Source organism: Niastella caeni, assembly GCF_004834005.1.
GTDB classification, from domain to species: domain Bacteria; phylum Bacteroidota; class Bacteroidia; order Chitinophagales; family Chitinophagaceae; genus Niastella; species Niastella caeni.
Window position 1 is genome coordinate 279035 of record NZ_STFF01000003.1, and the last position, 11313, is coordinate 290347.

13 protein-coding genes are annotated in these 11313 nt (G+C 40.7%); 3 read left to right on the forward strand and 10 right to left on the reverse strand.

The features are described from left to right. Nucleotides 1-49: 49 nt before the first annotated feature. Nucleotides 50-1318, reverse strand: a complete 1269-nt coding sequence (locus FAM09_RS12490) for a FecR family protein (RefSeq protein WP_136577456.1) — start codon at nucleotides 1316-1318, stop codon at nucleotides 50-52. Between the two features lie 231 nt (nucleotides 1319-1549). Then, the gene (locus tag FAM09_RS12495) at nucleotides 1550-2149 is read right to left on the reverse strand and encodes an RNA polymerase sigma factor (RefSeq protein WP_136577457.1); all 600 of its coding nucleotides are present in this window, start codon (nucleotides 2147-2149) and stop codon (nucleotides 1550-1552) included. A gap of 477 nt (nucleotides 2150-2626) precedes the next feature. Between FAM09_RS12495 and FAM09_RS12500 the strand changes: the two genes are divergently transcribed. Together FAM09_RS12500 and FAM09_RS12505 are read left to right on the forward strand one after the other, a co-directional pair. Further along, nucleotides 2627-3667 (forward strand): bifunctional transcriptional activator/DNA repair enzyme AdaA, encoded by a 1041-nt coding sequence (locus FAM09_RS12500; protein ID WP_136577458.1) that lies wholly within the window; start codon nucleotides 2627-2629, stop codon nucleotides 3665-3667. Nucleotides 3668-3899: 232 nt separating this feature from the next. Then, nucleotides 3900-4268 (forward strand): hypothetical protein, encoded by a 369-nt coding sequence (locus tag FAM09_RS12505; protein WP_136577459.1) that lies wholly within the window; start codon nucleotides 3900-3902, stop codon nucleotides 4266-4268. Here the strand turns inward: FAM09_RS12505 and FAM09_RS12510 are convergent. The 7 genes from FAM09_RS12510 to FAM09_RS12540 all read right to left on the reverse strand — a co-directional run bounded on the left by FAM09_RS12510 (nucleotide 4265) and on the right by FAM09_RS12540 (nucleotide 9252). Beyond that, a complete protein-coding gene (locus tag FAM09_RS12510) occupies nucleotides 4265-5038 on the reverse strand; it encodes a metallophosphoesterase family protein (RefSeq protein WP_136577460.1) in 774 nt (257 codons plus the stop codon). The two genes, FAM09_RS12505 and FAM09_RS12510, sit on opposite strands and share 4 nt — an antisense overlap. A gap of 35 nt (nucleotides 5039-5073) precedes the next feature. Beyond that, nucleotides 5074-5784 (reverse strand): low molecular weight phosphatase family protein, encoded by a 711-nt coding sequence (locus FAM09_RS12515; RefSeq protein WP_208025551.1) that lies wholly within the window; start codon nucleotides 5782-5784, stop codon nucleotides 5074-5076. Between the two features lie 36 nt (nucleotides 5785-5820). Then, nucleotides 5821-6906: an ACR3 family arsenite efflux transporter gene (gene arsB / locus FAM09_RS12520; protein WP_136577461.1), complete on the reverse strand. Its 1086-nt coding sequence runs from the start codon at nucleotides 6904-6906 to the stop codon at nucleotides 5821-5823. A gap of 20 nt (nucleotides 6907-6926) precedes the next feature. Next, the gene (gene arsN2 / locus FAM09_RS12525) at nucleotides 6927-7388 is read right to left on the reverse strand and encodes an arsenic resistance N-acetyltransferase ArsN2 (RefSeq protein WP_136577462.1); all 462 of its coding nucleotides are present in this window, start codon (nucleotides 7386-7388) and stop codon (nucleotides 6927-6929) included. Beyond that, nucleotides 7376-8221, reverse strand: coding sequence for an arsenite methyltransferase (locus tag FAM09_RS12530; protein ID WP_136577463.1), 846 nt, complete (start codon nucleotides 8219-8221; stop codon nucleotides 7376-7378). Before FAM09_RS12530 ends, arsN2 begins: the two co-directional genes overlap by 13 nt. 53 nt (nucleotides 8222-8274) lie before the next feature. Continuing rightward, nucleotides 8275-8637 carry an ArsR/SmtB family transcription factor gene (locus tag FAM09_RS12535; protein ID WP_449406773.1) on the reverse strand — a complete coding sequence of 121 codons (363 nt, stop codon included), beginning with the start codon at nucleotides 8635-8637 and terminating at the stop codon, nucleotides 8275-8277. 201 nt (nucleotides 8638-8838) lie between these two features. Further along, the gene (locus tag FAM09_RS12540; protein ID WP_136577464.1) at nucleotides 8839-9252 is read right to left on the reverse strand and encodes a hypothetical protein; all 414 of its coding nucleotides are present in this window, start codon (nucleotides 9250-9252) and stop codon (nucleotides 8839-8841) included. Between the two features lie 317 nt (nucleotides 9253-9569). Here FAM09_RS12540 and FAM09_RS12545 point away from each other — a divergent pair, with 317 nt between their 5' ends. Further along, nucleotides 9570-10946, forward strand: coding sequence for a PQQ-dependent sugar dehydrogenase (locus tag FAM09_RS12545; RefSeq protein ID WP_208025553.1), 1377 nt, complete (start codon nucleotides 9570-9572; stop codon nucleotides 10944-10946). A 152-nt stretch (nucleotides 10947-11098) separates the two neighbouring features. Here the strand turns inward: FAM09_RS12545 and FAM09_RS30685 are convergent, their stop codons facing one another. Next, complete coding sequence (locus FAM09_RS30685) at nucleotides 11099-11263, reverse strand: hypothetical protein (protein ID WP_153825451.1); 165 nt, start codon at nucleotides 11261-11263, stop codon at nucleotides 11099-11101. Nucleotides 11264-11313 lie beyond the last annotated feature (50 nt).

Consider the following 11313-nt stretch of genomic DNA (forward strand, 5'->3'; position numbering starts at 1 on the left):
TTTAGTTGCCCAAAGGCAGTCTATTATGCTATATCAAAACGTTCTATTGTTATTCCGGCATTACTTTAACAGTCCTGCCTTCAATTTTAAACCGCGTATTTCCCATCTTTTCCAAAATAGAAAGCAACTCGGTGAGCGGGATCGTCCTGTCTACCTCTCCCGTAATCGTATTCCCGGGAACGGCCCCTTCATACTTTACCTGCACATCATACCATCTCGAAAGCTCCTGCATCATGCTATTGAATGACGCACTTTCAAAAGCAAATTTTCCCCTGATCCATGAAATGGCCGATTCAGCATTCTCTTTATTAATTACATTTATATCGTTCAATGCTGTGTTGAGTATTGCCTGCTGCCCGGGTTGTAGCATTTTGGCTTTTACGCTACCGGAAGAAGTGACTTTCACACTTCCTTCCAGCAGCGTTGTTTTCACGCGTTTTTCATCGCTATACGCATTGATATTAAAATGTGTTCCCAAAACCTCCACTTCGCCCCCATCCCCGGTAGTTGTATTGATCTTTACTATAAATGGCATTTTTTTAGATTCCCCTTTAGGGGTTAGGGGTGCTATTTCAAAATAAGCCTCTCCCGTTAATTCAACGGTCCGTTTTTCTCCCGTAAATGCTATTGGAAATCGTAATGAGGAGGCGGCATTCAGCCATACCTTACTTCCATCTGGCAGTATCAGTTGGTACTTGCCCCCTTTGGGTGTAGTAACCGTATTGTAGGCAAGTGTTGGTTCACCGGCAAACGCAGCATTATATTCCAACTGACCATCCTGATTTTTATTGATCGTGGTTTTTCCCTCATGGGCAACCACGCCGTTATCAGCATCGGTCAATACGATCTGCGATCCATTAGCAAGTGTAAGTGTAGCTTTATTGCCGGCGGGTGGTATATCGTTATTACCCGAAGGTGTTGTAGATGCAGTAGCAGCCTCCTGTTGCGGTTTCTCTTTATTAATGTAAAAGTAACCACCGAGGGTAATTAATAAAATAATAGATGCTGCCGCTACATACCGGGGCCATACTGTTTTTTTTGAAAACATGTCAATAACCCTGGCTCGTTCTGCTGAATGTCGTTTGCGAATTTCTTCTATTTGTTGCAGGAGTTGGTAATATTCCCTGACGGCTGCGGTCATTGTATCTTTATCTGATACTTCCTGGAAGATCGCCCTGTTTAGTGTAGACTGGTTTACCCAGGAATCGAGACGTGTTTTCTCTTCCGGAGATAATTCATCCTTTAGAAACTTATGTAAAAGGGTGGCAACCTCTTCTACCCTTTCCATTAAAATAATATCATCAGCCTTCTCATGCATGCACTATACCTTGTTTTTAACAGTAATTAATTTCAACCTGGTTATTCATTTAAAGGGCTTACCAAATGCCCTTCATACATAGAAACCCTAATCACGATCGAATCTTACAGGTAAACCGGAATATTTTTATAATTGTGGATAACTGAAGAAATGTTGATTGTAAATACAGCGCAAGCACGTTAAAAACAGCACGTGTGTTAAGAAATTATGAACAGAAAGTAATGAGGAAATTTAAAAAAATACTTCTCTTATAACCAGGATGATCCCTATGGCAGGAAGGAGCTTTTTATCGTAAATAATATTTCGCAATTGTTCCAATGCCCTGAACTTGGCGGTACTTACCGCGCCTGGTGTCATTTTCAGCTTGTCTGCAATCTCGCTTACATCCAAACCTTCAATATAAAACAGCTTGAAAACATCTTTTCTATTGGGCGGAAGATTTTCTATTTCTTTATAGATCTCCTTCATCATCTCCGCCTTTATCATTTGCGCAAGCACATATTCATCAGCCTCTCCATGTAATTCATACATCTCTTTATGTGAGGCTTTTTGCTTTTGTTCCGACTGAAGATACTTCAGGCACTTATTCCTTGCAGTTATATATAAAAAGGCCTTGATGTTCGACATCGTTTCAAAACGTTCATGCCTGCTCAGTAACGACTGCATAGTTGTTACCGTAATATCTTCCGCTTCGGCCATATCGCCGGTAACCCGGTAAGCAAAATAACACAGGTTCGAGAACCACATGTCATACACCCTGGTGAGCGCCTGACGGTCTCCCTTGTTAAATTGCTTTATCAGCTTATCTTCAGAATAGCGGGCCGGTTTCATTAAAACATTAAAATAAATATGAATATAAAATCAAGCTACAAACTCCAGGTTGTGGCTATAAAAGGTAGAGCAATTAGTGGTAAGGTGTTGGCTTTGTGCATCCCCCCATTGGATTGCTGGTACAAAACCTTAGGTGAGACAAGGTTGGTTATAAAGGATCAGGATAGAGCAAAACGGCTCTGTAAAGCATCACACTTACCGCAAATTTTATAAAAAAATATGTGAATTTAAAAATCGGGACAAATTTAATTTGGAATGAAGCACAGTGCTTATTATCAAATTATTAAAACGGCAGTAATAGTTGCATTTTTACTGTAATTAATTAGTTCAATTGGTTATTTACTAAACAGCTTTACAAAAAATTGTAATAAATCAAGTAAAATCTAAAATTGTAGTTTACCCCAAAAATACTTGTTCATTTTCCGGTTGTTTGCCGGAAGCCGTATCAATAATTTTACACCGTAAATAAGATATGTCATGGAACTTTCAGCAGACATCATGTACGAAGCCATCGTGAATAAAGACACTTCGTTCGAAGGTGTTTTTTTTACGGCAGTAAAGACTACCGGCATCTTTTGCCGCCCTTCCTGCAGGGCCCGGAAACCCAAAAGAGAAAACGTGGAGTTTTTCACTACGGCCAAGGAAGCCATCCTGAAAGGATATCGTCCCTGCAAGGTCTGCAACCCCATGGAAAAACTGAATGAAACCCCGCCTGCCATCAAACAACTGATGGATGACCTGTATAACAACCCTGCCCGTAAGTTCAAAGACCACGACCTGCGGCAAAGACAACTGGAGCCGAGCCAGGTAAGGCGCTGGTTCATGAAAAACTATGGCCTAACCTTTCACGCCTACCAACGTATGCTACGCATCAATACCGCTTTTAAAAAGATCCAGGATGGGCAAACCGTTACCGATACTGCCTTCGATACCGGATACGACTCCCTCAGCGGCTTTGGCGACTCTTTTAAGACGCTGTTTGGTGTTTCCCCTAAAAACAGTAAGACCAAAAGAATAATAGACCTGAAAAGGCTGGAAACGCCTTTGGGCACTATGTATGCCTGCGCTGTTGAGGAAGGCATTTGCCTCCTGGAGTTCACAGATAGAAAAATGCTGGAAACAGAATTTAAAGACCTCTGCGGGAAATTCAACGCTACTATTGTTCAAGGCAACAACAGGCATTTTTCCATTTTAGAAAAAGAACTGGGCGAATATTTTGAGGGCCGCCGAAAAACCTTTACCGTTCCGTTATGCACACCTGGTTCTGAGTTTCAGCAAAAGGCCTGGACCGCATTGCAAAAAATTCCTTTTGGTGAAACAAGAAGCTATAAACAACAAGCCGGGATCCTGGGAGTCCACAGCGCAATAAGAGCCGTTGCCCATGCGAACGGCATGAACAAAATTTCTATTATTATTCCCTGCCACCGGGTAATTGGCAGCAATGGCGAACTAACAGGCTATGGCGGCGGCATCTGGCGCAAAAAAAAGCTGCTGGAAATGGAAAGGTCATTTAGATAAACCGCGCCACTCACTCCCCAATACTGCTTCTCATGAAATTAAGGCCATACCAAAACCAGCATCCTGGCGTTAAATAGAATAAAACCCAACACCCAATAAATCAGCAATAGTTCCTAACGCTACTAAGTAGTAGTATTTAGCTGGCTAATATGTTCTTTACAGCTATACTGGTTCATTAAGGCTGAACTATATATTTGGGAAGCGTTTGGCTGGTAACCAATTTTATTATCCCATGGCAGACCTTTTTGAAAGAAAAAAAATCCCTGTACTTACTGAATTCTTTGCATTGGCAATAATTACAGCCATTGGCGTTATCAGGTATTTCAATCTACACAATACGGTAAAAATTGGCTGGTTGCTGGCAATTGCACTGGGTATTATAATCGCAGTGTACCAGCTTGCATTTTTTTTATTTTTTAAAAGCAAATTGTTCAAAGCTGCATTTATCGTATTTGCCGCTGCACTTTGGGGCGTGCTCGCCTTTCATATTGTAAGAATAGTGAGAGACACCCAGGATAATTTAACCTGGCTCGCAGGCATCTTAATATTTTTTGGCATGCTGCTGACTTACATACACTTTCATTTTAAGAGAATTTTTTAAACCCCTTTTCTCAAACTTTCTGCATAAGCATTCGGTAAAAGACTATCTTCTATCGCCTTTGCCGCTCTTTCTACATCGTATTCAAAGCGGCTAAACTCCACTTTTATGGAATCTTTTTCGTGTATACTGCTATGGTCATTTATATGCAACAGAACATAACCGCCTCTTGGATCAGCGTCTTTTGGTTTTCCTACCGACCCGATGTTAATGGCATGCCTGTAACGTTCTTTTCCATCTTCATTAATTGCTAAAACCCGATGATATGGTTTATGTGTATGACCAAAGCACATAATATCGGCATCCGCATCCTGCATAATGCGCAACATGCTTTTTTCCTCCCGGTCCTCAAACAGGTATTCGTTTATTTTACGAGGGCTACCATGCACTAACAGCAGGTTTAATTTATCGTTGTTTAACTGAAACTCAACTTTGAGATGGGCAGGCAAAGTGCGTAAATATTTCCGCTGTTCTTCTTTTACAATCTGGTTGGTAAAGGAAATAGAGATTGCGCCATTGGCTTTTTCTTCATCCGTTTTATAAGCGCAACCACAATCATCAATGCTCCTGCCTATGCCAAAATCATAATTACCGGCTATTGTTGGAATATTTCTTTTGCGTATTTCATCTATTACTTCGTTAGGCCATATATTATAACCTACCAGATCACCCAGGCAATATACCGCGTCTGGTGATTTGCTGTCAAGGTCTTTAAAAAAGGATTCCAATGCAGGCAGATTGGCATGTATGTCTGAAAAAAGGGCAATTTTCATTTCTCTGGTTTTCTGATATTAATATATGAGACTTCTCAATTCGTATCTTTTACTAAAGAGAATGCATAAAGGATTTCCGTAGCGATCTGCCTGCAGCGTTCATTATAAACGTCATCCTGATTAGGCTTACCGTCTGCCTGCTTAGGATCTTCATAAGGGATAGCAATTTTGACAGATGCTCCATGAACAACCGGACAGGCCTCATTTGCCTGAGAACAAGTCATGATAGCTACAAAATTGGTAGTTGGGTTAGGCGCATCCATATACTTTTTTGAAAACACGGTTACCGCAGGTGCATCGGCGGCATACTTTACTTCATACTTTGGATTGGAACCTTCTCCTTTTTTAGTAATAGAAAATCCTGCATTAGTCAATGCTTTTATTGCATTTGGATGGAATGCTGTAGCTTCTGTACCTCCAGAGAAGCTGGAAATGCCTTTAATTCCATAATAGTTAGCAGCAGCATACGCCCATAACTGTCCCATATGGCTTCTTCTGCTATTATGCGTACAAATAAAAATCAAACCAGCCTTTTTTTCAGCATTCAATTTTGCTTGTACATACGAGGCTATTTTTTTAAGCTGCTCCTTTCTATCGGCCGGAATCTTATCAAAGTCCTTTTTGGCATTTTCAATGTAGTCATTGAGTACAGGAGAAAGTTCCCGGTTAGCTTTTGGTTTGTTGGTCATAAACGAGCAAAAAAGAAATAAGGTGAATAAGCTTAAGAATGCAGAAAACAACTTCATACGTGTATAATTATAGAATTAATACTTTTTATCAGATCATATTGTTTGTAAATCGGTGGAAGAATTATAATACTTCCTACGCAACCAAAATGCTACGTTCACCAGAGCAATCAAAGCTGGCACTTCTACCAGAGGCCCGATCACTCCGGCAAATGCCTGACCACTGTTTATTCCAAAAACACCAATGGCCACTGCAATAGCTAACTCGAAATTATTTCCTGCCGCAGTAAATGCTATTGATGCGTTTTTTGAATAGTCTGCCCCCAATGCTTTTCCCAAAAAGAAACTTACCAAAAACATAATGGCAAAATAAATAACCAGGGGAATTGCAATCCGCAGCACGTCCATTGGAATTCGCAAAATAAGTTCTCCTTTCAGACTGAACATGACAATGATGGTAAACAAAAGAGCTATCAGCGTAATGGGAGAAATAACTGGTATAAAGCGGGTTTGATACCAGGTCTCCCCTTTTATCTTTAATAATACAAGTCTGGAAATAACGCCGGCCACAAACGGTATACCCAGGTATATGGCAACACTTTCGGCAATTTGACCTATGGTAATATTTACCTCTAACCCTTTAAGACCAAATAAAGGTGGTAATACAGTGATAAAAACATATGCATAAACACTAAAGAAAACGACCTGGAATATGCTGTTTAACGCCACCAGACCGGCAGCGTATTCCCGGTTACCTTCGGCCAATTCATTCCATACAATAACCATCGCTATACAGCGAGCCAGCCCGATCAATATCAGGCCAATCATATACTCAGGAAATCCATTTAAAAACAATATAGCCAGAAAGAACATTAGCACTGGGCCGATCACCCAGTTCAGTAAGAGTGAAGTACCCAGTATTTTAGTATTCTTAAATACTTCACCCATTTTTTCATACCGTACTTTAGCCAGCGGCGGGTACATCATCAGAATAAGCCCAATGGCAAGCGGAATATTGGTTGTACCACTGGAATAACTGTTGATTACTGATGGCATGGACGGAATAAAAAATCCTGCAGCGATCCCTAAAGCCATTGCAGAGAAAATCCATACCGTAAGATACCGGTCCAGAAAGCTAAGTTTTTTTCGTTCAACTACCAGATTACAATTATCTGCACTCATTAGTAGCAATAATTTTGATGTTATAAAGTTTTTTTCATGGCTATAGCACTTACCGGACATACACTGCTAAATTCGGTAGATCGTTTTATTTCGTCAGGTACGTCTGTACGTTCTACCCGCTGATAGTTCTTTTTATCAAAATAAGCTGATGCGGTTTCTGTTAGCAGATAGACCCTATCAATTTTTAAGTCAGCTGCATGTTTTTCCAGAATTTCAACCAATGCGGCTGCAACCTTTTGATTGCGGTGATCTTTCCGAACCACCATTGAGCGCAGGAGCCCAAATGGCGGGTAGTGTTCCAACCCTATGGCGCCAACCACTTCCCCCCCATTTAAGGCAACAAAAAAATGATCAAGATTACCAGGCAAATCTTCTACTGGTAACTTCTCCCCTTTAAGTAATTCAATGATCGCTAACCGGTGCGTTTGATTTGCCTGGATAATCTTCATAATAATGATTTTTATAATTATTAATTGCAGCACTCCGGACCACAGCACGATTTTGCAAGTACCGGCTTTTCTGCATATACCGTAATACTAAAAACACCTATATTGCTGTTTCTAAATTGTTGCACCCCGGCTTCAGATAAATAGTTTAATAATATATCATCGGGAATGTGTATTGCCTTTTCCTTCTGAATAGTAATATTCTCAAATCCATTTTGTTTGATCAACTCCAGGTATACCTGCTTTTGAATGGCGCCAGAAACGCATCCGGCATACATTTCCGCTGCCTGCTGAATATTGGCGGGCAATGTTCCTTCAAGCACGATATCAGAAATACTGAAATGCCCACCTGCTTTCAATGCCCGAAATATTTCTTTAAATACATTATCCTTATTCGGCACCAGGTTAAGCACGCAATTACTTACAATTACATCGGCTATATTGGAAGTAACCGGCATACTTTCAATATCGCCCTGCCTGAATTCTACATTATGAAAACCTAACTTTTCTGCATTTTCCCTGGCTTTAGCGATCATGGCAGGTGTAAAATCAATGCCGATCACTTTTCCCGTTTCACCGGTTTCTGCCCTGGCAATAAATGCATCATTTCCTGCTCCGGAACCCAGATCAATTACAACATCGCCCTTTTTTATTTTTGCAAACTGCGTAGGCAGCCCACAGCCTAAACCCAGGTCAGCATCGGGATTATACCCTTCCAGCTTGCTATAATCATCTGTCATGATGTTGTATACTTCCCCTGAGCAACAACCGGAACCGCAGCAGGATGATTGATTGGTTTCCTTATCCTGCAATGCGATCTCACTATATTTCTGCCTTACAATATCTTTTAATTCCTGATCAGTTGTCATAAAAAATGTTTATTGGTTTATTGCAATATTGCGATAGATATAAACAAAAAAATTTAACAGCAGGACCCGCCGTTTTCGTAAGCAATGAAGAACGTCTCGAAAGCGGCTTTGTATTGCTTCCATACTTTTGGATCAATACAGTAACATACACTCGTTCCTTCTATAGTTCCCTGAATTAACCCTACATTTTTCAGTTCTTTCAAATGTTGGGAAATAGTTGCCTGCGCAAGCCCTAACTCATCTACCAGATCGCCGCAAATGCATGCCTGCGCTTTTATTAAATGCTGTAGAATGGCAATACGTGCCGGATGAGCTAATGCCTTCATCATTTGAGCCAGCTTATTCTGTTTATCAGTAAATATTTCCGATTTTGTAATTCCCATATCTATCGCAATATTACGATATTTATATTTCACGCCAACTTTTTTTTAAAATATTTTTTTTCAGGGGCTTTTCCAACAGGCGAATTGAGAGTAAGCGCCACTTTACTTTTTTGCGCATTTATTTCTACATTAAACTCCCTTAAAAAAATAGCAGCTACCAACCTGGAAGCTGCTATTGCCCTGTGAATGTATAACACACGCTTTATCATAAAGAGAGCCCCATAGAACTCATTATTATTTCAATCCCCACAATTCAATTTCTGCCTTTGTAACACCTGAACTCGGGACGGTGCGATAAACGAAGGTTACATTCTTTATTCCTGAATAACTGTTCTTAAGTTCAATTACCTTGCTCTCTGTTGCGGCTTTAAGCTCAGAAGCTAAAGCAATTTCCTCTTTCACGTCCCCTTCATATTCCACCTGCATACTTTCAATAACAACAGGCGCATCCTTGGCTTTTACCTTCAGTGATTTAAACTTGTCTTTTCCAATTATAATAAACTTATCCCTGTCTGTTTTAAAATCAACTTTCGCATCCCCTATCTTTTGCCAGCCTGCTTTGTCCTTTGTAATAACTTCTGGTTTTTGTGCCTGCAACACGCTTACGGTCAGAAAGGTTGACATCAGAAACAAAATCATTCTTTTCATGGTAACTATTTTTATGTGAAAAACCATATTAAGCAAAACCTGTTCCCAACAGTTGATTTAAATTACAACAATGTAACAGGAACAAATTTTGCATATCTATTAAACCAATCTCCACACAACTAATAAATAGCCTTTTTATTTCTACCCGTTGTTCCCCATGAAGCAAGGAAGATCATGGAGGATTTTACCCACCTCATTATGAGTTATCCTTAAAAAAACCTTTTTGATATTGTTAAGCAATATCCCGCCTGAATGCCGGTATACCGGAAGATGGGGTTCTACTGTATTGTTTTATTTTAACTAATAAATTTATTGTTATGAGGAGCAACCTACCTAACCTTGCCAGCCGTTTGATTTCTACATTCACCGGGCTGGCCGTTATTGTATTGTTAAGCACACTATTATTGCACTGTAAAAAACATGACGTACCCAAAATGAAAGCAGTTGATATACAACTGGTAGCCGATAATTTTGTATCGCCTATACAGGTTGTTGCTTCACGCAACAGCGAACGCCTTTATGTAGTTGACCAGATCGGATTGGTATGGGTCATTGATAAAGATGGTAATAAGCGCACCACTCCTTTTCTCGATCTCACCAGTAAACTGGTAACATTGAATCCTGCCTTTGATGAACGCGGTTTATTGGGCCTCGCCTTTCACCCTGATTTTAAAGTGAACGGTCGCTTTTTTGTTTATTATCAGCTACCGCCACGGGCAGGCGGACCAACTACTGGCGTTTTATGGAACAACCTAAGCCGTATTTCAGAATTCACTGTTGCAGCAGATGCACTGGTAGCCAACATGGCCTCTGAAACAGTACTCCTTGAATGGGACGATCCCCAATTCAATCACAATGGCGGAACGCTGGCTTTTGGACCGGATGGGTATCTATATATCTCTATAGGTGATGGTGGCGCCGCTAATGATGTAGCCCCGGCACATGTGGAAGACTGGTATGCGGCCAATGCCGGAGGAAACGGACAGGATATTGAAGCTAATTTATTCGGTGATATTTTACGTATTGATGTAAACTCGGGTGAACCTTATGGCATACCGGCAGATAACCCATTTGTAAATAAACCGGGCAGAGATGAGATCTATGCATTTGGTTTTCGCAATCCCTATCGGTTCTCGTTTGATATGGGTGGAGCGCACTGGCTAATTGCGGGTGATGCCGGACAGGTTTTGTGGGAAGAAGTAAGTGTGGTAACAAAAGGCGGTAATTATGGATGGAATGTAAAGGAAGGAAGGCATTGTTTTAACGCAGCAAATAATGATACAGTGTTAGCTTCCTGTCCTTCGGTAGATACTATGGGCAATCCATTGATCGATCCGGTAATTGAATTGAATAACTGGCAAAATCCGGCAGGCGGAAAGGCTACTACTGTAGTTGGCGGTCATGTTTATCGCGGACATGCTATTAAAGGCTGGGAAGGTAAATACGTATTTGGAACTTTTTCACAAACCCCCACAACAGCCGATGGTGAACTATTTATAGCCACCCCGCATGGACCGGTCGGCAACTGGCATCATGAAGAAGTGTCGCTTAAAAGCAATCCTGATGATGTAGGTTATTATCTGAGAGGATTTGGTCAGGACAACGAAGGAGAAATTTATCTAACTGTATCCTCCATGGTTGGCCCACAGGGTAATACAGGCAAAGTGTATAAACTGGTACCAGCGCATCAGTAATAATTCACAAAAAATAATAAGTACATAACAGTCAAAATGAAAGAAAGAGGAAACCGGGTGTGAAAACACTGCGGTCTGGTTAAGGCCCTGATTGTAGCTTTATTATTTTCTCATCACCCCCTTAATGAATCTGGTTATTGTTATTGATCAGGCTACAGCGCTAAATTTGAATGGGGAGCACTTTCTACAATTTGCTTCTGCATATCTTCTTTTTCTTTAATAGCAAGCGCATCGGTAAGCAACCTGATCTGTTCCCGTATTTCCTGCAGGTCGCTGACGGTAGAGCCGTATTCAAGGGCAAGCGCAAATTTTCTCATTTCAGTAATGATTATGCTTCTAAGCTGTATGGCAGTAAGATGTTGTAAAC

Bases quoted from the DNA above. Each gene is read 5' to 3' on its own strand.
- FAM09_RS12490 (WP_136577456.1), bottom strand. From the start codon at position 1,318: ATGCATGAGAAGGCTGATGATATTATTTTAATGGAAAGGGTAGAAGAG.
- FAM09_RS12495 (WP_136577457.1), bottom strand. From the start codon at position 2,149: ATGAAACCGGCCCGCTATTCTGAAGATAAGCTGATAAAGCAATTTAAC.
- FAM09_RS12500 (WP_136577458.1), top strand. From the start codon at position 2,627: ATGGAACTTTCAGCAGACATCATGTACGAAGCCATCGTGAATAAAGAC.
- FAM09_RS12505 (WP_136577459.1), top strand. From the start codon at position 3,900: ATGGCAGACCTTTTTGAAAGAAAAAAAATCCCTGTACTTACTGAATTC.
- FAM09_RS12510 (WP_136577460.1), bottom strand. From the start codon at position 5,038: ATGAAAATTGCCCTTTTTTCAGACATACATGCCAATCTGCCTGCATTG.
- FAM09_RS12515 (WP_208025551.1), bottom strand. From the start codon at position 5,784: ATGAAGTTGTTTTCTGCATTCTTAAGCTTATTCACCTTATTTCTTTTT.
- arsB (WP_136577461.1), bottom strand. From the start codon at position 6,906: ATGAGTGCAGATAATTGTAATCTGGTAGTTGAACGAAAAAAACTTAGC.
- FAM09_RS12530 (WP_136577463.1), bottom strand. From the start codon at position 8,221: ATGACAACTGATCAGGAATTAAAAGATATTGTAAGGCAGAAATATAGT.
- FAM09_RS12540 (WP_136577464.1), bottom strand. From the start codon at position 9,252: ATGAAAAGAATGATTTTGTTTCTGATGTCAACCTTTCTGACCGTAAGC.
- FAM09_RS12545 (WP_208025553.1), top strand. From the start codon at position 9,570: ATGAGGAGCAACCTACCTAACCTTGCCAGCCGTTTGATTTCTACATTC.
- FAM09_RS30685 (WP_153825451.1), bottom strand. From the start codon at position 11,263: ATGAGAAAATTTGCGCTTGCCCTTGAATACGGCTCTACCGTCAGCGAC.